Annotated in this window: 22 protein-coding genes; 12 read left to right on the top strand and 10 right to left on the bottom strand. The window is 39.2% G+C overall.

All coding sequences use genetic code 11. The features are described from left to right. Positions 1-37 precede the first annotated feature (37 nt). From DK207_RS04615 to DK207_RS04590, 6 genes are all read right to left on the bottom strand, one after another. On the bottom strand, positions 38-325 hold the full coding sequence (locus tag DK207_RS04615; protein ID WP_109440172.1) for a PA4642 family protein: 288 nt from the start codon (positions 323-325) through the stop codon (positions 38-40). An 86-nt stretch (positions 326-411) separates the two neighbouring features. Next, a complete protein-coding gene (minE, locus tag DK207_RS04610; protein WP_004663449.1) occupies positions 412-684 on the bottom strand; it encodes a cell division topological specificity factor MinE in 273 nt (90 codons plus the stop codon). A gap of 2 nt (positions 685-686) precedes the next feature. Beyond that, positions 687-1,499 (bottom strand): septum site-determining protein MinD, encoded by an 813-nt coding sequence (gene minD / locus DK207_RS04605; protein WP_005081560.1) that lies wholly within the window; start codon positions 1,497-1,499, stop codon positions 687-689. Between the two features lie 59 nt (positions 1,500-1,558). Then, a complete protein-coding gene (gene minC / locus DK207_RS04600) occupies positions 1,559-2,278 on the bottom strand; it encodes a septum site-determining protein MinC (RefSeq protein WP_109440171.1) in 720 nt (239 codons plus the stop codon). Between the two features lie 106 nt (positions 2,279-2,384). Beyond that, positions 2,385-3,443 (bottom strand): preprotein translocase subunit SecA, encoded by a 1,059-nt coding sequence (locus DK207_RS04595; protein WP_109440170.1) that lies wholly within the window; start codon positions 3,441-3,443, stop codon positions 2,385-2,387. Between the two features lie 4 nt (positions 3,444-3,447). Next, on the bottom strand, positions 3,448-4,380 hold the full coding sequence (locus DK207_RS04590) for an acyltransferase (protein ID WP_005091364.1): 933 nt from the start codon (positions 4,378-4,380) through the stop codon (positions 3,448-3,450). A 392-nt stretch (positions 4,381-4,772) separates the two neighbouring features. Here DK207_RS04590 and DK207_RS04585 point away from each other — a divergent pair, with 392 nt between their 5' ends. From DK207_RS04585 to DK207_RS04540, 10 genes are all read left to right on the top strand, one after another. Beyond that, the gene (locus DK207_RS04585) at positions 4,773-5,426 is read left to right on the top strand and encodes an OmpA family protein (protein ID WP_005091362.1); all 654 of its coding nucleotides are present in this window, start codon (positions 4,773-4,775) and stop codon (positions 5,424-5,426) included. A 197-nt stretch (positions 5,427-5,623) separates the two neighbouring features. After that, on the top strand, positions 5,624-7,663 hold the full coding sequence (gene rep / locus DK207_RS04580) for a DNA helicase Rep (protein ID WP_004638202.1): 2,040 nt from the start codon (positions 5,624-5,626) through the stop codon (positions 7,661-7,663). Between the two features lie 23 nt (positions 7,664-7,686). Further along, a complete protein-coding gene (gene dut, locus DK207_RS04575; protein ID WP_109440169.1) occupies positions 7,687-8,139 on the top strand; it encodes a dUTP diphosphatase in 453 nt (150 codons plus the stop codon). A 193-nt stretch (positions 8,140-8,332) separates the two neighbouring features. Then, the gene (locus DK207_RS04570) at positions 8,333-9,751 is read left to right on the top strand and encodes a phosphomannomutase/phosphoglucomutase (protein WP_109440168.1); all 1,419 of its coding nucleotides are present in this window, start codon (positions 8,333-8,335) and stop codon (positions 9,749-9,751) included. A 13-nt stretch (positions 9,752-9,764) separates the two neighbouring features. After that, entirely contained in the window at positions 9,765-10,664 is a 900-nt protein-coding gene (gene argB / locus DK207_RS04565; protein ID WP_109440167.1) for an acetylglutamate kinase, read from the top strand. A gap of 205 nt (positions 10,665-10,869) precedes the next feature. Then, positions 10,870-11,646 carry a GNAT family N-acetyltransferase gene (locus tag DK207_RS04560; RefSeq protein WP_109440166.1) on the top strand — a complete coding sequence of 259 codons (777 nt, stop codon included), beginning with the start codon at positions 10,870-10,872 and terminating at the stop codon, positions 11,644-11,646. A gap of 92 nt (positions 11,647-11,738) precedes the next feature. Then, positions 11,739-12,587, top strand: coding sequence for a class II glutamine amidotransferase (locus DK207_RS04555; RefSeq protein ID WP_109440165.1), 849 nt, complete (start codon positions 11,739-11,741; stop codon positions 12,585-12,587). A 274-nt stretch (positions 12,588-12,861) separates the two neighbouring features. After that, positions 12,862-13,317 carry a bacteriohemerythrin gene (locus DK207_RS04550; RefSeq protein WP_109440164.1) on the top strand — a complete coding sequence of 152 codons (456 nt, stop codon included), beginning with the start codon at positions 12,862-12,864 and terminating at the stop codon, positions 13,315-13,317. A 250-nt stretch (positions 13,318-13,567) separates the two neighbouring features. Next, complete coding sequence (locus tag DK207_RS04545; protein ID WP_109440163.1) at positions 13,568-14,650, top strand: hypothetical protein; 1,083 nt, start codon at positions 13,568-13,570, stop codon at positions 14,648-14,650. Next, on the top strand, positions 14,650-14,970 hold the full coding sequence (locus DK207_RS04540; RefSeq protein WP_109440162.1) for an RnfH family protein: 321 nt from the start codon (positions 14,650-14,652) through the stop codon (positions 14,968-14,970). The genes DK207_RS04545 and DK207_RS04540 overlap by 1 nt, the downstream gene beginning before the upstream one ends. Positions 14,971-15,026: 56 nt before the next feature. Here DK207_RS04540 and DK207_RS04535 read toward each other — a convergent pair whose 3' ends face one another. After that, positions 15,027-15,425, bottom strand: a complete 399-nt coding sequence (locus DK207_RS04535; RefSeq protein WP_075316015.1) for an outer membrane protein assembly factor BamE — start codon at positions 15,423-15,425, stop codon at positions 15,027-15,029. A gap of 111 nt (positions 15,426-15,536) precedes the next feature. Here DK207_RS04535 and fur point away from each other — a divergent pair, with 111 nt between their 5' ends. Further along, complete coding sequence (gene fur, locus DK207_RS04530) at positions 15,537-15,974, top strand: ferric iron uptake transcriptional regulator (RefSeq protein ID WP_004638213.1); 438 nt, start codon at positions 15,537-15,539, stop codon at positions 15,972-15,974. Positions 15,975-16,061: 87 nt separating this feature from the next. Here the strand turns inward: fur and DK207_RS04525 are convergent, their stop codons facing one another. Both DK207_RS04525 and DK207_RS04520 read right to left on the bottom strand, forming a co-directional pair. Then, a complete protein-coding gene (locus tag DK207_RS04525) occupies positions 16,062-17,180 on the bottom strand; it encodes a PilT/PilU family type 4a pilus ATPase (protein ID WP_109440161.1) in 1,119 nt (372 codons plus the stop codon). Positions 17,181-17,208: 28 nt separating this feature from the next. Continuing rightward, on the bottom strand, positions 17,209-18,246 hold the full coding sequence (locus tag DK207_RS04520; RefSeq protein WP_004638216.1) for a type IV pilus twitching motility protein PilT: 1,038 nt from the start codon (positions 18,244-18,246) through the stop codon (positions 17,209-17,211). A gap of 126 nt (positions 18,247-18,372) precedes the next feature. On the opposite strand from DK207_RS04520, the gene DK207_RS04515 reads away from it, so the two are divergent. Next, complete coding sequence (locus DK207_RS04515; protein WP_109440160.1) at positions 18,373-19,059, top strand: YggS family pyridoxal phosphate-dependent enzyme; 687 nt, start codon at positions 18,373-18,375, stop codon at positions 19,057-19,059. Here the strand turns inward: DK207_RS04515 and DK207_RS04510 are convergent. After that, positions 19,056-19,646, bottom strand: coding sequence for a hypothetical protein (locus DK207_RS04510; RefSeq protein WP_109440159.1), 591 nt, complete (start codon positions 19,644-19,646; stop codon positions 19,056-19,058). The genes DK207_RS04515 and DK207_RS04510 overlap by 4 nt on opposite strands. Position 19,647 lies beyond the last annotated feature (1 nt).

The raw sequence follows: 19,647 nt of genomic DNA, 5'->3' as shown, positions 1-19,647 counted from the left end.
CCAATAAAAAAATGCCTGCATGATGCAGGCATTTTTTTTAAGCAAATTTTGCTAAAACTTCAAGAAATCCATCTTTTTGGCGAGGAAATTGAGCAATCACATCATGAATGCGTTGTCCTTCAGGATTAGTAGCATTCAGATCACGACCATCAGCTAGAAACTTGATAATCAAACGCTCATAATCATTTGGACGCATATGTTTGAATGCATGATAAAGCACATGAAAGTCAGCATTTACACCCGTTGGAGGAAGTTGGTTAAGGTAGGCAAAAACACGCTCATCTGACCATTCTTCATTGAAAGTTGCTGGCTGTGATAATGCCATATCAATCTCCTCAGTTTTAAAATAATAAAGGCAAAAACGAAGTGTATTTTGCCTTTATTTGAAAAAAATCGCTAATGAAAAAACTTCTATCGATCTTCAGGTAAATTGATATTCATTTCTAACATTTCGATGTTTGCTTCTGAACGAACTTGCATTTGAATATGCTGTTCGTCAACACCACGCACATAGCGACTTACGACTTGCATGATTTCTTTTTTCATTTGGTCGATTTTGTCTTGGCTTAAACGACGACCTAAACCTTGTTCAGATGCAACGATTACCTTTAAACGGTCTTTAGCAGTTTGCGCACTTGATGGTTTTTCATCACTACTAAATAATTTACTCCAGAATCCTGCCATCATTACGCTCCAAATAGTCTAGCTAACCAACCTTTTGGCTGTACTTCAATGTGTCGATAAGGGCGTTCCTCACCTAGGAAACGTGCCACTAAATCATCATACGCTTGTCCCGCTTTTTCTTCTGAATAAAGAATAACAGGTTTACCTTCATTTGATGCTTGAAGTACGCTTGGGCATTCTGGAATGACACCTAATGTTGGTACACGTAGGATATCTTTGGAAATGTCATCAATTGTCAACATTTCTTGTCTATCGGCACGTTCAGGGTTAAAGCGGGTAATACACAAATGCTTACGGATTCGCCCTTCGTTTTGTTCAACTTTTTTGGTTTTGCTATCCAGCATACCAATAATACGATCCGAGTCACGAACCGATGAAATCTCAGGATTGGTTACGATGATTGCTTCATCCGCATGATACATCGCTAAAATTGCACCACGCTCAATACCAGCAGGTGAGTCACAGATAATGTAATCAAACTCTTGTGACAACTCATCGATCACACGCGCAACACCTTCATCACTTAAAGCATCTTTATCACGTGTTTGTGAAGCAGGCAGAATATATAAATTTTCAATTTCTTTGTCACGGATGAGCGCTTGTTGCAAGCGAGCTTCATTATTAATGACATTTACAAAATCATAAACTACGCGGCGTTCGCAGCCCATGATCAAATCAAGATTACGTAGACCTACATCGAAATCAATCACAACAGTTTTATGACCACGTAGGGCTAAACCTGTTGCAAAAGATGCGCTTGTTGTAGTTTTACCTACACCACCTTTGCCTGACGTTACGACAACAATTTTGGCCACCGAATCCACTCCTATTTATGGTCATACACCCCTGAAAGGGCTTTTTTGGTGTTTATAAATTAAAACTGCAAGGCTTCGAATTCAAGTTCTTGCTTGTTATTTAAATAAATATGTACTGGCTTTCGAATCATATCTTTAGGAATATCATCTGCCACACAATAGGTCCCTGCAATAGAAACCAATTCTGCTTCAAGCGAATTGCAAAAAATGCGTGCTGACGTATGTCCACCTGCACCAGCAATGACTCTACCACGAGCATTACCATAAATGTGAATATTTCCAGATGCAATCACTTCTGAGCCACTGTTCATACCTGCATTTAAGATAATATCGCCTTGATCTTGTACCAAACATTGTCCAGTACGTAAAATTTCATCATGATAAGAGGTGATTTGCGCGCTAGCTGTATTTTTTTGTGGTGTTTGTATTGCAGCGTTATCCGATGCATCTTTGGCTTGGTGAGCAATGACTTGCTCTTTTGATGCTTTGATACGCTGTAAAGGCTGGTCAGCAGGTAGAACTGGGAATTGGATGGCGCGTGCTTCGTCACCTAAAATCCCATCAATGACCGCCATAGGTTGTAAGCCAAGATCGATCAGCAGTTGAATCAGTGCAATCAGCTCTTGTTCAACAGTACTGTCTATAATGACTAAAGTTCCTAAATAGGAACCTTCATTTAATGTGCTTGTTAATTGCTGTCGGATTGCATTGTGGTCATTTGTGTCGAATACCAATCGACTAAAATTCACCATTCTGCCCGTAATCCGTATATCAGCCATAATGTATCCTTCAGGGCTTTTAAGCACTCTAGTGTGTTATAAATAAAAGCAAATGCTAGAACAAATTACATCAATTCTCTAGCGTGATTAGTAAATTTTCTTGTAATCATTCCGCTTTTTTGTGCAATTGATCATTTTCAGAGAGCATTTCTTGCCATTGCTTTACTTGAACTTGTTTTTGTATTGCATCGATACTTTCAAAAACTACCGACTTTACCAATGCTTCTAAATGTTGGTTATCAATATTAATCTCGCTGACCTTTTTAGCAATCAATTGGAAGTTTTCATTAGGTTTTTGTATGGAACCAGCAGTGAAAGGTTCAATTAAACCCTCAGTGATGTTCTCACCTAAACGTTGACCTATACTTTGGATTTGTTGCTCTATACGACCGCCAACGATTGGGATGAGCCTTAACAACTGAGTCAACTCTGGCGTATCTTCAATGGCTTGATTGACAATTTTGCCTACTTTCTTCGTAATCACAGGTTGCTGCTGTTGCAATGCTGTTGCAAGTGACTCTTGTAGTAAAGAAGAAAGGGTGGTGACAAAGAGCTGTCGGTGATGATCGACGAGGTTGTGAATGGTGTTTTGATGATTGTTATTGGTTTTTAACTCATGTTTTACACCATCAAGAACGGTCAGTACCACTCGATCAGATAGCTCCTCCATGACGACACGATAGTAAAATAAAAGTGTACGCTGTATTTTTTCTGGAATGACTTGATAACCCATTTCATATAAACGATAGGCAATAATTCCTGCACGAAATAATCGTAAAAAACGTAGAAATGGAATAATCGCCAAGATTTCATAAAAATGTATGAATGGAAACCACCACCAGCGTGCATGATGTTTATAGATAATAGCAACAATCCAGCGAACCACTAATTCAGCGATGAGGAAAATAATAAACCATGCTTCGGTGGTAATTACCCAAGGGTGCAGATAGCTTCGGTAGAATTCAAGAACATTGGGAAGGTGGATTTGTTGAAATAACCACTCTCCCAATGAACTCATCAGAAACAGGTTCATACCTAAGCAGAATAAGTTGAACACAATAATAAACACCATAAAGATGTCATAGATCAAAAAAAGACGAAAAGCCCAACTATTTTGATCGACACGGTGGTATTTAGACTTGGGTTTCGTATTCTGCTGAACCATCTTGTTACTCTACCTGTGGAGCTGTGGCGTATTTTGCTTTTATTTCACTAATTAGTTGATCTTTTTCAGTCCAGATTTGATCAACCCATTTTTGGAAGCGTTCACGGTATTGAAGATCATCTTCATAATCCCCACCAAGCACCCAGTCTGGGATCTCAATTTTTCGGATATCTACCACAATTTGGGAAACACCACCTAACCAAAAATCACTATATTCTGGTGCGCCATCAGGATAAACAATGGTCATATCAACAAAGGCATCAATTTTATCACCTAAAATATTTAACGCTAACGCTAAACCACCTGCTTTAGGTTTCAGAAGATTTTTATAAGGTGACTGCTGTTGAGCATGTTTTTCAGGTGTAAAACGTGTACCTTCTAAATAGTTGAGCAAAGTAAATGGTTGACTTAACAGTTGTTCACACGCCTTACGCGCCTCAAGCATATCTCTTGATTTAAGTTCAGGATTTTTTGCGATTTGTTCTTTGGTGTGACGTTTCATCATCGGGAAGCCTAGAATTTTAAAGGCCTGACCGACGAAAGGGATAAAAATCAGCTCCCACTTGGTAAAAAAACGTGTAAGTGGCATACGATTTAAACCAAAATACTGATTTACAGTGGTATCTACCCAACTTTGATGATTACACATCATCAAATAACGACCTTGTAGGTTAAGATCAAGCTTTTCATCGATGCTGATGTCCCACTTTAGGTTGGGTAGTACACGCTCAATGAGTTGATTGTTTATACCAATCCAGCTATTGGCAAGTTGGATATTGGTTTCATCTACTTTTGCTGATTTTTTAAATAATTTAGTCAAACCTAGAGCAAGCACGGGTGGGCCATGCAAAAACGTACTTCCGGTGATGACAGAACTAACAGTTAATCCCTTACCGATTTTTTGCAATAAGGATGCTTTGTTATTTGCGGTAGACATAAATCGAACCTTGAGTGCAGCTGTTTTTGAAAAGAAGATGTTCCAACTATAAACAACAGAAATTGAAATACAACCGTATATTTGACGAAGTGACAATTTTTATATCTTTCTTTGGTTTAGTTGGGTTAGGCAAGTATCCATCAGGGGGATAAGACTGAAATATGAATACATCATAAGTTATACAATTACATCGAAGCGATTTGATAGCATTTATAAATAAGCACAAGAGAATAACAATGGAGAAAATGTGGTGCTTTATGCAAGTAAAATGCATCAAAGTATTACAAAAATATAAATAAACCGTTTATTATTAACAAAATATCAATGGTGCGCTGTAATTTTTTCATTCATAATTCACCGAGACAACAAAATACATAGACAGGAGCTACGCAATGCGTGCATTAATGATTTCAACACTCGTAGGGGCTGGATTGGTTCTTTCTGGTTGCCAAACTACAGGTAATAATATTGGCGGCGTAGAATATGATAAAGCTGCTTTAGGCGCATTGATTGGTGCTGGTGCAGGTTATGGCGTTTCTAAAGGAAATGCAAACACAAGTAAGCAAAATAACCGTGCTGCGGCAATTGGTGCGGTGCTTGGTGGTGCTGGCGGTTTATATCTTGACAATAAAGAGAAAAAACTTCGTCAACAAATGCAAGGTACTGGTGTAGATGTTGGCCGTAATCCAGATGGTTCTGTTCAATTGATTATGCCTGGTAGCATTACATTTGATACAAATAAATCAAACATCAAGCCTAACTTCTATGCAACTTTAAACAAAGTCGCTCAAGTTTTAGGTGAAGATAACCAAAGCGCGATTTTGGTGACTGGTTATACAGACAATACAGGTAATGACTCAATTAACATTCCTTTGTCACAAGCACGTGCTCAATCAGTTAAGAACTACTTAGCTGGTAAAGGTATTGCTTCAAATCGTATTGATGCACAAGGTTATGGTTCATCAAACCCAATCGCAGACAACAGTACTGCTGCTGGTCGTGAACAAAACCGTCGTGTTGAAATCAGCATCTATGCAAAACAATAATTAGTTTTGACTAATTTAAAACCACCTTCGGGTGGTTTTTTTATGTGAAAAAATACCGACGACAAGCTGCGGCGCTTCAATTGGATGAATCATCATAATTTATACATATCCCAAGATTTATTATTGGGATTATAAAAAAGAGATGTCTATAATTGTGCTCGGAAAATCAGGCTCGGAAACGAGAGAGGAATTACAAGATGTCATCTGCCAGTCAATTGAATGACAAACAACTTGAAGCCATGAAGTATGTTCAGGGGCCATTGTTGGTGCTTGCAGGTGCAGGTTCGGGTAAAACTTCAGTGATTACACGCAAAATTGCTTTTTTAGTGCAACAGTGTGGAATCCCTGCTTATCGAATTACAGCGATGACCTTTACCAATAAAGCTGCACGTGAAATGAAAGAACGTGTGGGTAAACTACTGTCGCGTGAAGAAGCCAAAGGATTATCAGTTTCAACCTTTCATACCTTTGGCTTGAATTTATTACGTTTAGAATTAAAAAACTTACCACTTAAAGCTAATTTTTCTATTTTAGATGCAGATGACTGTAAACGTATTTTGATGGACTTGATGCAACGAGACAATATGTCTGGTGCAGAAAGTAAAGAATTGATTGCGAAGGCCATGAAGAAAATTTCAGATTGGAAAAATGATCTGATCTTGCCAGAGCAAGCACATTCAACTTGTGAAACTGTAGAAGATGTACAGCTTGCGCATCTGTATCAATTATATGAACGTAATCTACGTGCATACAATGCTGTTGATTTCGATGATTTGATCGTGATGCCAACGCGCTTGCTTCAGGAAAATGCCGAAGTTCGTGATAAATGGCAGAATCGTGTTCGTTACTTACTGGTCGATGAGTATCAAGATACCAATACTGCCCAATATACCTTAGTGAAACTTTTAGTCGGTGTCATGGGGCAGTTCACGGCGGTGGGTGATGATGACCAATCTATTTATGCATGGCGTGGCGCAAAACCTGAAAATATGGCGTTATTGAAAGATGACTTCCATAATTTAAAAGTGATTAAGCTTGAACAAAACTATCGTTCTACCAGTCGAATTTTAAAAGCGGCGAATGCTGTAATCGAAAACAACCCTCATATCTTTGATAAAAAGTTATGGAGTGACAAAGGGCATGGCGAAAATATTCGTGTCATCACTTGTTTAAATGATGATGATGAAGCTGAACGCGTTGTGAAAGATTTGATCACGCATAAGTTGATGAATGGCAAAAACTGGAAAGACTACGCAATTTTGTATCGTGGTAATTTCCAAGCACGTGTATTAGAAACACAACTACGTCAAATGCAGATCCCATATAAATTGTCTGGTGGTCAGTCATTCTTTGCTCGAGCTGAAATTAAAGATGTGATGAGCTATTTACGCTTAATCATTAACCCTGAGGACGATAGTGCATTTTTACGTATCATTAATACACCAAAACGTGCAATTGGTCCTGTCACTTTAGAAAAGCTGGGATTATTTGCGCAAGAAAATACTTTATCGTTGTTAACGGCTTCATCAGATCAGCGTTTATCGATGGTCTTACCAAAGAAAGCGGCAACACAATTACACGAGTTTGCTGATTTTATTGCAACTTTCACCCGTGAACTTCTCGATGATGATGAGCCTGTTCCTAAAGTTCGTCAGATGATCAATGAAGCGGGCTATATTGATTATGTTCGTGAGCAGGCGGCAACCCCTGCACAAGAAAAAACCAAAATCGACAATATTGAAAGTCTCTATACCAGTATTCAAAATTTGATTAATCGTACTGATGATGTAGATGAGAAGAACATTGAGAGTGTGATTCGTAAACTGGTGCTGCTCGATATGTTGGAGCAACAGCAGGAAGAGGAAGATACGGATAAGGTCAACTTATTGACGCTCCATGCAGCAAAAGGTTTGGAATTTCCGTATGTTTATATGATCGGTTTAGAAGAAGAGCTTTTACCGCATAAGAACTCGATTGCATCAGAAACCATCGAGGAAGAACGTCGTTTGATGTATGTGGGGATTACTCGTGCTCGCCAAGGCTTAACCTTGACTTTGGCTGAGCAACGTAAGAATGGTGGTCAAATGCGTCAAATGACACCAAGTCGTTTCCTGGATGAATTACCACAAGATGATTTGGAATGGCATGGGCGCAAAAAGAAACTTGCTCCGAATGTCGATCCAAAAGAGCAGGCACAGCAATATCTCGCCAATTTAAAAGCTTTATTGAAACGTTAGAAAATTGTAAGTAGGAAGTTGGAATGAAAGTTCAGGTTAAAGTATTAGATGCGCGTTTAGGTCAAGAGTGGGCAATGCCAGCATATGCAACCCATGGTTCAGCGGGTTTAGATTTGCGTGCATGTTTGGATGAAGCGATTGAGATTGCTGCGGGAGAAACGGTTTTAGTTAAAACAGGATTGGCAATTTACATTGAAGATCCGAACTTTGCAGGTTTGATTTTACCGCGTTCAGGCTTAGGTCATAAGCATGGTATCGTTTTGGGGAACTTGGTGGGTTTAATTGACTCGGATTATCAAGGGGAACTGATGATATCTGTCTGGAATCGTGGCCAAAATAGCTTCCGTTTAGAACCAGGTGAACGTTTAGCACAATACGTACTGGTGCCTGTTGTTCAAGCAGAATTTGAACAAGTGAATGAATTTGTTGCGACCGAACGAGGCGCAGGTGGTTTTGGGCATACTGGCCAACAATAATTTGAATATTTGTTCAACTTTTGAATGCAATGTTCTGTGATGGGACGTTGCATTTCTTATATTGATTGTTCTTTTGATTTGTATTACAAAGCAGCTGACCAACTATTTTAATTTTTCTCAACAAGGGTTAGCGAATTTCTTAATAGTATTTTGTTTCTGTAATAATTTTGATATATAAAAATAGGGACTTACTGTGAACATAAAACATAGATTTCCTCTGAATATTTTTCGTGCTTATGATATCCGTGGAAAATTGACGAATCTCACACCTACGATTATTCATTCAATTGCTGTAGCTTTGGCAGCACAGTATACCGAGGCAGGCCAAAAACAAATCGTAATAGGGTACGATGCACGCTTAACCAGTCCAACTTATGCCAATATCATTCAACAGACATTGGAGCGTCATGGGTTAGAAGTAATTAACATCGGCTGCTGTTCAACGCCGATGATGTACTATATTGCACGGGATTACGCTGGCAATGGCATTATGGTGACAGCGAGCCACAATCCTAAATCTGATAATGGAATTAAATGGATTTTAAAAGGCGAGCCGCCAAGCCCAGAAGCGATACAGCAAGTTGGTTTATACGCTGAAGGTTTTTCGGATGAGATGATCGAAATCCAAAGTTTGGATCAACTCCATAAAATCATTCCTCAATATTGCTTACAATATCAACAAGCCTTACTGGGTGATATTCACCTATCCCAGCCGTTGAAAATCGTTCTGGATGGTCTACATGGCTCTGCTGGTCGTTGTGCAAAGTCTGTGTTAGAGAAGTTAGGGTGTGATGTCATTGCATTACGTTGCGAGGCAAATGGACACTTTCCTGACCATGCGCCAGATCCTTCACATGCTGAACATTTACAGCAATTACAACAGGCAATTCTCTCTGAAAAAGCAGATATGGGAATCGCGTTGGATGGTGATGGGGATCGTGTGGTGTTACTCGATGAACAAGCACGCATTATTAGTCCCGATCGCTTATTATCGTTATTTGCCCAGATGTGTTTGCAACAACATCCACACAAAGAAATTGTCTTTGATGTAAAGTGTTCGCGGATGGTAGCCGATACCGTGGAGCAGCTTAATGGACAAGCTAAAATGATTCGTACGGGAAGCAGTTTCCTGCGCTCGTATTTGTCACAATCAAATGGCAACGCGGTATTTGGTGGCGAATACGCAGGTCATTATGTATTTAATGATGGGCGTGGTTTTGGCTATGACGATGGTTTATATGCAGCTTTGCGAGTGATGGAATATTTTGCTCAATCTGGAGCAACGAATTTATCTGAGTTATTTGCTGCCTTCCCTGAACGTTATTGTACAGAAGATATATATATCAGCACCCACAATGCTTCACCACAGCAAGTTTTAAATAATATTGAGATTATCAGTCATCGTTTGGCGGCACGATTAAGTAAAATTGATGGGGTAAGACTTGATTTTGACGATGGTTTTGGCATTATTCGAGCATCTAATACAGGTGAATATTTTACCGTCCGTTTTGATGCAGATCATCCAGATCGGTTAGTCGAAATTCGCCAAAAATTTATTTCTATGTTGCAGGATCAATATCCACAAATTGCACAAGAACTCGCACAGTCTTAAGAAGGAGAGATTCATGCCACACGAGCATATCGGCATTGATAAAGCAAAAATTTTGATTGAAGCTTTGCCGTATATCCAACGCTTTTCTGGTAAAACGTTGGTTGTTAAGTATGGTGGCAATGCCATGACCGATCCTGAGTTGGAAAGTTCATTTGCTCGTGACATCGTGTTGTTAAAAACAGTGGGATTAAATCCAATTGTTGTACATGGTGGTGGACCTCAAGTTGACTCGCTGTTAAAACGTCTTGGACAAGAATCTGATCGTATTGATGGAATGCGTGTGACCGACCAAGCAACGATGGAAGTCGTTGAAATGGTATTAGGTGGCAGTGTAAATAAATCGATTGTGAACTTGATTAATCAGCATGGCGGTCGTGCGATTGGTTTAACAGGTAAAGATGGTAATTTATTGCGTGCCCGTAAGCTATTGATGGAAAAACAAGAAGCTGATGGTTCAACTTCTCAAATTGATTTAGGGATGGTAGGGGAAGTTACTGGCGTAAAAACAGATGTGTTAGAGATGTTTACGCAAGGTGATTTTATTCCTGTGATTGCACCTTTAGGGGTGGATGAAGAGGGGAATACCTACAATATCAATGCAGATCTGGTTGCGGGTAAAGTGGCAGAAGCCCTAGGTGCAGAAAAGCTGATTTTATTAACCAATATCACAGGGGTATTGGATGAAAATAAAAACTTGTTGACGGGACTGACCACACAAGAAGTTGATCGCCTGATTGAAACAGGTGTGATTTATGGTGGCATGATTCCTAAAGTCGGTTGTGCATTAGATGCAGTCAAAGGTGGCGTGGTTAGTGCGCATATTGTTGATGGGCGTGTGCCGCATGCAACCCTTTTGGAAATCTTTACGGATCATGGTGTTGGAACATTAATTACCAACCGCGTGAAGCATTAATTTTTAGAATCCTTCACAACTTCCCTTTTCCTAAGAGAAGAGTCTACAAAAAACTAGATAGCAAATCCCTTGTGAAGCTTTGCTTCTCATCCCCCTCTTTTGAACGAGGGGGCAGGGAGATGATCGTCATCATCTATTCATTTTTCATTCACTAAAATGTCATTAATACGATTTAAGGTAATTCTAGTCATAAGGAGCTTTCATTATGCTAGAAAAATTAAATCAATATCGTCATACACTGACCTTACCATTGCGCCAAAAACCAGCTCAAAATCAATTTCGATTTGAATGGGTGGATAATTTAAAAGAATTACAAGAAGTACAACGATTCAGAGCAACACAATTTAGTCATCAATTTGGAATGACATTTGAAGATGGGTTGGATCAAGACCTTTATGATTTCGGTTGTGAACATGCAGTATTGCGTGAAAAATGGACGGGTGAAATAGTTGCCTATACGCGATTAAAACTATTCCAAGGCTATGAAATTGGGCAAAGTTACAGTGCTCAAGAATTTGAAATTATTCCTCATTTATCACATTTACCAAGTGTCTTGGAAATTGGGCGAACGTGTGTCCATCCAAAGTTTCGTTCAGGTAAAGCATTATCGACGTTGTGGTTAAACTTAGTGCCAAAGGTGCTTTGGTCGATGCGTGCAAAATATTTAATGGGCTGCGTAAGTATTCATCTCGAAGACAATACCGCGCGCGCATATTATACACATCGTCAAATTCAACAGCTGGCAGAGCATCAAACGATAGATATTCGTTCCAAACGAGCATTTGAGCCTGAACGTCCAGATTTTAGTTTTCCGCAAGATGAACGCATGCCAAAGTTATTCCAGACATATTTAGGGATGCAATCAAAACTTTCAAAGCAAGCATTCTATGACGAGGACTTTAAATGTCTCGACTATTTTGTGTTTTTGGAAGTAAATAAGATCGCAACATCTTTTGTGATGAATAAAATGGTGCAGCGTTAATCAGGTTTTGCGAATATTAAGCACATATTGAGATTTACAAGCGATCTCTACCTCATGCACAATAGGTGTAGACCTTATAAAGTTCAAAAGATATGTGCCAACTGTTAGGAATGAATTGCGCGACACCCACAGATATCACTTTTTCATTTCGTGGATTTTCCCAACGAGCTGGGGTGACGTCTGATCATAGTGATGGTTTCGGTATCGCTTTTTTTGAAGATAAAGCATGTCGTTTGTTCGTGGACAACCAGTCGGCAGTTGAGTCACCAATTGCTGACTTGGTTCGAAATTATCCAATAAAATCACGCAATGTGATTGCACATATTCGTAAAGCCACACAAGGCAAAATCACATTAGAAAATTCACATCCTTTTTTGCGCGAGCTATGGGGAAGACATTGGATTTTTGCACATAATGGGGATTTGCATGACTTTAAACCACAGTTGAGTGGTCGATTTGAACCTGTGGGAAATACAGATAGTGAACTTGCTTTTTGCTATTTATTAGATCAAATGGTTGAGACATTTGGATATATCGAACCAAGTTTAGATGATTTATTTACGCTCTTGGAACAGATTTCCCCGCAAATTGCTGAGCATGGAACCTTTAATTTTTGTTTGTCCAATGGACAAGCACTATTTAGTTATGCAACAACTAAATTGCATTGGTTAGTGCGTGAATATCCTTTTCAAAATGCACATCTGATTGATTTAGATGTTGAGGTGGACTTTAGTGAGGTGACGACGCCTGAAGATCATGTCGCTGTGATTACCACTGAACCATTAACCCATAACGAAATTTGGACCGCCTATCAGCCAGGTGAAATGATTTTATTTCAGCATGGCAAGCCCACTAGACATGCTTTAACGCAGGTCGAACGTTTAATCCGTGAAGCTAAAAACCCAGCATTAAAACGAATAACCAAAGCTGATCTATATTAAAAATAATTTATTTGACTGATATAAAACTTTTTGCTCGGTTATAACCGAGCAATTTAGTTAGTTTTTTTAATAAAATTATATAGATATGTAACACAACTGGTTAAAAAATACTTGAGTGTTTTAATTGGTGAAAAAATTAAAATAAATATAAAACAAAGGGTTAATTTATTTAATTGAAAAATATATGAAATCTGACGAAAACACTTTGTTTTTATTTTATATCTTTGCCGATATTATGTTCTTATTCAATCAATAACATTGATTTTGGGGGATTATGGGGATGAAATGGTCTGTTGATTATAATACAGGTATAGAAGTTATTGATGAGCAACATCGTCGTATCCTTGATTATATTAATCAAATCGATGAGTTAAAACATTGTAATGATCGCATGAAAATTAAAGAAGTTCTCAATAATATTATTGATTATACGCAGTCTCATTTTACTTTTGAGGAAAGCTTACAAGAAGAAGCGAACTATAAATATCGTGTTCCACATAAACGTGTGCATGATTTGTTTATCAAAAAGATAGAGATATATCGCGAGCGTTTTGAATTGGGGCATGAGATCGAAGCTGAGTTACATGAAGCTTTGTCTAAATGGTTGATCAATCATATTCGCCATGATGACGCGGATTATGTTGGGGCCGTAAAGGAGAATATGCTTGGAATCATTAAGGAAAATGAAAAGAAAAAAGGCAAAAACTGGTTTGCTCGGTTTTTCTCATAACAATAAGATAATAATAAAGGCCCCCTTAATGAAAGAAAAATAATAAGGCCAATATGAGTGAAAATAAGGGGGCCAATTAAATCTAATAATAAATCATGCGCAGCAAATCATCTTAAGGGTGATTTGCTTTTTTCTTTCGATATCTTTTGTTTTGATTTTCAAGCCTGAGGAAGGCAAAATAGATTGAATATTTCATTGTAAGCTCCATAAAGAACTGCAATGAGTTCAAAGATTTTTCAAGGATTGCATTATGCAGGACACAACTCTGTCACGCTGGTTTGCGCCAGTGATGGCGTTTTGCTTATCTTTTGTCATGATTACCACATTAGCTCCAACAGTGGGTATCCAGATTGATCGTCAACTGGATTTTTGGCTGTTATGGTTAGGGACAATGTTTTTATTAGCCTTGCCAATTGGTTATCTGGAAATTGCCTTAGCAAAGCGTTCGCAAACTACCGCATTGCAGGCACTCTCAGCATTAACACGTGATGCTGATGCTTCACCACGATGGCGCGTTGTCGGATGGTTAGCAGTTGTTTTTGTTCCATTCTTTGCTGGGAGTGTTTTAACGACAGCAACTGGTGTGGTCAATCAACACGTTGCGATGGAGCTTTCTAGTCAAATCATTTTTGCTATTCTGGCTGTAATTGCATTAGCGCTTTCTTTTGTTCCTCGTCAATTATTGATCGTATTGACAGCGCTCAGCGTGGTCGCAACATTTGTCTTGGCAAATGTGTTGGGGACTGAGCTTCCAGCATGGTATTGGACCAATGTTGAGTTCAACGAATGGGGCAGTGCCACGGTTCTTGCTTTAGTCGCAAGTGGTCTGGGATTAGGTTTGTATTGGCAAAACAGTTTATCTGAGGTGAAGAAACAGTCTGCTGCGACGACAGCAGTGTTGCCCATTTGGATTGCACAATTATTAGCAGTCATTGCATTTGGCTTTTTCTCAGTTCAAGCACAGATTCCTGCTTTAGTCTGGGTATTGGCTGCAATCGTTTCTTCTGCGTTGTTGATACAACTCGCTAAGGAACAGTTGGCACAGCGCCAACTAGCATTAGTAGTTCAATGGGCAGTTATTATTGCAGCGATTGCAGTTTGGTTTGTGCCCCAGTTGCAACAATTATTCAATCTCGGACTCATGCTATGGGGACTTGTGATTTGTTTAATTTATGCTGTTTTTGCTGGTTGGGTGATGAAGATCAGTCATCTTCGTAAAGCAATGGGGTTTAGTAATGAGTTATTTTATAACTTATGGCGAGTTGCAGTTCGTTTAGTACTGCCGATTTCTATTATTATCGCCATGATTGCAGTGATTGGACACAATCTATAATGGAACAGTTGAGACAGGTTTGGGTTGCATATGCGACCCCTGAACAACAATTTCATATTGCAGTGGATTTCAGCGATGGAATGACTGCTATGGATGCAATTGACAAAAGTGAGATTGCTCACATGGTTGCTTTACCTGAACCGTTACAGCTTGGCATCTTTGGTGTGAAGGTTGAAACAACTGCACCGTTACACGCTGGTGATCGAGTGGAAATCTATAGAGCATTAACCATCAATCCCAAGGATATTCGGCGTAAACGAGCAGCGCAAAATCCCGTGGGACGATTTATAAAAGGCAATCGTTTCAAGCAATCAAGCTGATAAATAAAACCCCTCATGAATGATTCGATGAGGGGTTTTATTTTATGGCGAAGCGTTTATAGTGGAGGTGCAGTTAAAATCGCTTCTTTCGATGCTGGCAGACCAGGTTGTGATTCTGGAATGGTATCTAAACCTTCGATACGTTCAACATTACCATTTGCATCAAAGTAAATTTGTAGATGTTGTCCATGCGCAGCAGGAATTTTTGCTTTTTTGGCATAAGTGCCTGGAATATAGTTGTAGATGTAGTCCCAACGCTGTGGATTCAGAGGATCTGAAACAGTTGGACTACCTAACAAGAAACGGACTTGCTGAAAGCTCATGCCGACCTGTACTTGTGCTGCTTGTGCCTTGGTTAAGGGCGTTCCTTGTGGAATGTCAACTTTATAAACACCAAAGACTGAACAACCGCTTAGTACTGAAGTGACGAATAACGTCAGCATGATTTTTTGCATTTTGCTACACTATCCTGATAAATGATGATGCATTTGATCCAAGGATAGATCATACTGCATCTAAACTCTATTTCCTATTCCAACTTAAGATTTGTTGAGAGACCTTTTTTCATGCCTATTTCCAATCAAGACTTACGCAAAGCTGGACTTAAAGTCACCCTTCCTCGTATTAAGATTTTGGAATTATTAGAAAATTCAAAACAACACCATTTAAGTGCAGAAGATATTTATAAAACTTTACTTGAACAAGGTGAAGACGTAGGTTTAGCGACGGTTTACCGAGTGTTAACACAATTTGAAGCTGCGGGCATCATTCAGCGTCACCATTTTGAAAATAATCATTCCGTTTTTGAGATTATGCAAGAAGATCATCATGATCATTTAGTTTGCTTGAACTGCAATAAAGTAATTGAATTTACGAATGATATTATTGAAAGAGAGCAGCATGCGGTGGCTGATCAGCACGGGTTTACGCTCACTGGACATTCTTTAAATCTTTATGGCTACTGTAATGATAGTGAATGCCAAGAGGCTTATCGTAAAAAATAAGCTTAATTTCGTTAAAAATGAATGAGTTCACTAAACATGAACAATAAAAAAAGGAAGGTTACAAAAACCTTCCTTTTTTACGTTTAATTATTGACCATCAAAGGTAATGTTACGGCTTGCATTCAAGAGTTGATCTGCACCTTCTTCTGAAAGCTTAATGGTGAGACGCAAGTCGTTTGGTGAGTCTGCATGCTTCAATGCATCCTTGTAAGTGATTTGTCCCGCTTTATAGAGGTCAAATAGGGCTTGGTCAAAGGTTTGCATACCTAATTCACGAGAGCGTTTCATCAGATCTTTAATCTCATGAATTTCGCCTTTACGAATATAGTCAGCCAATAAAGGAGTATTGATCAAAATTTCAATCGCCGCACGACGTGAGTTACCATCTGGTGTTGGAATCAATTGTTGCGCGACCAATGCCTTTAAGTTAAGTGACAGATCCATATACAACTGACTATGACGATCGGCTTCGAAGAAGTGAATAATACGATCTAGGGCTTGGTTGGCATTGTTGGCGTGAAGCGTTGCCAAGACCAAGTGACCTGTTTCAGCAAAGGCGATCGCATAGTCCATGGTTTCGCGTGAACGAATCTCACCAATCAAAATAACATCTGGCGCCTGACGAAGTGTATTTTTTAATGCAACTTCAAAAGATTCAGTATCAATCCCGACTTCACGTTGCGTGACGATACACCCCGCATGTTGATGCACAAATTCAATCGGATCTTCGATGGTGATAATATGCCCTTTAGAGTTATGGTTGCGATAACCAATCATCGAGGCGAGGGAAGTTGATTTACCTGTCCCTGTTGCACCCACAAAGATAATAATGCCACGCTTAGTCATGGCAAGTTCTTTAAGCACTTCAGGTAGCTTTAAATCATCCATACTTGGAATATGGGTTTCGATTTTACGTAAAATCATCCCTGGCATATCGCGTTGCTGGAATGCACTGACACGGAAACGCGCTGTTTTTTCATGGTTAGTAATGGCGAAGTTACATTCGCGTGTATCTGCGAATTCTTTACGTTGCTTGTCACTCATAATTGAATTGACAAGTTGCCCCACAATTTCAGCAGATAACTTGGTTTTAGAAACAGGTACAATTTGCCCGTTAATTTTCATAGATGGTTCGACATCCGCAGTGATAAATAAATCAGATGCGTTTTGTTGAATCATCAAATTGAGTAAATCATTAAAATCCATGTGTTTTCTCTAATCTGTTTTATATTTTTTATAGGAATGATTCAGGTTGCTTTGCGACTGTACGTGCAGTTTGTGGACTAATAAGACCTTTAGATACCAGACTTTTCAGACTTTGATCTAAGGTGGTCATGCCATAGTTAGCACCTGTTTGAATCGCAGAATACATTTGCGCAACTTTGTTTTCACGTACAAGGTTACGGATCGCTGGAATCCCGATCATGATTTCATGTGCTGCCACACGACCACCGCCATTCTTCTTCAATAAAGTTTGAGAAATTACCGCTTGTAGTGATTCTGATAGCATGGCACGAACCATGTCTTTTTCTTCGGCAGGGAATACGTCGATGACACGGTCAATGGTTTTTGCCGCTGAGGTGGTATGCAGCGTACCAAATACAAGGTGACCTGTTTCCGCTGCGGTGAGCGCAAGGCGAATCGTTTCTAAGTCACGCATCTCACCCACTAAGATAATATCTGGATCTTCACGAAGTGCTGAACGTAATGCTTCGTTAAATCCATGCGTATCACGATGGACTTCACGTTGGTTGATTAGACATTTTTTTGATTGATGTACAAATTCGATTGGATCTTCCACTGTTAGGATGTGGTCATAACGATTTTCATTGATGTAATCAATCATTGCTGCGAGAGTTGTCGATTTACCAGAACCTGTAGGACCAGTAACCAATACGATTCCACGCGGATAATCACAAATTTCTTTGAAAATTGTTCCTAAACCCAAGTCTTCCATGGTCAAAACTTTGGATGGAATGGTACGGAATACGGCACCCGCACCGCGGTTTTGGTTGAATGCGTTGACACGGAAACGTGCGATATTGGGTACTTCAAAGGAGAAGTCAGTTTCAAGATCTTCCTCAAAATCACGACGTTGTTTATCGTTCATGATGTCATAAACAAGACGATGGACATCTTTGTGCTCTAGAGCAGGTAGATTAATTCGGCGAACCTCACCATCTACGCGAATCATAGGTGGCATTCCCGCCGAAAGGTGTAAATCCGATGCACCATTTTTTACTGAAAAGGCGAGTAATTCTGTGATATCCATAATTTCCCCGAAACAATCAAAAGTAATTCATTATTTTGTAGAATAATATAAGACTTTCCCCGAAGCTTACCAAGACTTCTGATTGTGGTTATACAAAAAAAGATGTCGTGAATGAGAACTGTGTCAATGAATTTACTCCAACAGCAACGCCAACACGTACTAATGCAAATAGAACAAGCCTGCCAGCACGTTCAGCGTGATCCAAAATCTGTGCAATTGTTGGCTGTATCAAAGACACATCCGAGTCAAAGTTTGCGAGAGCTGTATCTAGCTGGGCAACGTAGTTTTGGTGAAAATTATCTTCAAGAGACGTTGGGGAAAATTGAGGAACTGCAAGATTTAGAAATTGAATGGCATTTTATCGGTCATGTTCAACGGAATAAAACCAAGCATTTGGCTGAGAAATTTGACTGGGTACATGGCGTAGATCGCCTCATTATTGCTGAGCGTTTATCGAATCAACGTCTAGAAACTCAAAAGCCGTTAAATATATGTATACAAGTCAACATTGATGGCCAAGACTCTAAAGATGGTTGTCAGCCCAACGAAGTTGCAGATCTGGTAGAGCAAATCAGCCGACTACCAAATTTACGTCTACGTGGTCTGATGGTGATTCCGGCACCTGATAATGTTGCGGCGTTTGCTGATGCTAAAACTTTATTTGATCAAGTGAAATCATTACATGCACAATCTCAAGATTGGGATACATTGAGTATGGGGATGTCTGCCGATTTGGATGCAGCAATTGCTGCGGGTTCAACTATGGTAAGAGTCGGGACAGCATTGTTTGGGAAGAGGGATTATTCAGCTTAGTCTTGATTATCATCTAATTCGGTGAGATAACTCCAGAATTTAATATGTTTTGGAGTTTCCTGTGCTTGGTCATAGAGCTTTTTATCGAGATTAAATTCATTACAAAAGTAATTTATTAGGTTTGTTCCATAATAAATAATATCTGTTTGCATTATTGAAAATACAGGATTTCCGCTCTCAAATGGTGTGGTGGGAATATAACGATGAGCATAAATTGGGATCATCTGCGGATAAGTCTTAAAATAATCCTTAAATCTTGTCAGACGGTCTGAGATTTCCTCTGGTGCTGCTCCCCATCCATCTAACCAAAAGCCGTTTTGAATATCAAATGCAATTCCTTCGTGAGGCCAATTTAGTTTTTCCATAAGAATATGTTTTGCTTTATCTTTATAAAGTGCTTCTCTCCAATGAGGAAATTTCCATTCATTTTCCGATACAGGCAGTCCATGCTTTAAAAAATCCTTCAAATCAGGAGGAAAATGGAATGCAAAAAGATGTTCTATTGCTTCAAGTTCTAAATTTGTGAGGCCGACTTCAAAGCAGATTCCTTTTTTTAACATTTCATTGTGTAGTAATTGGATATTCATT

The organism is Acinetobacter haemolyticus (genome assembly GCF_900406815.1).
GTDB lineage: Bacteria > Pseudomonadota > Gammaproteobacteria > Pseudomonadales > Moraxellaceae > Acinetobacter > Acinetobacter haemolyticus_A.
This window is presented reverse-complemented; position numbering and strand designations above follow the sequence as displayed.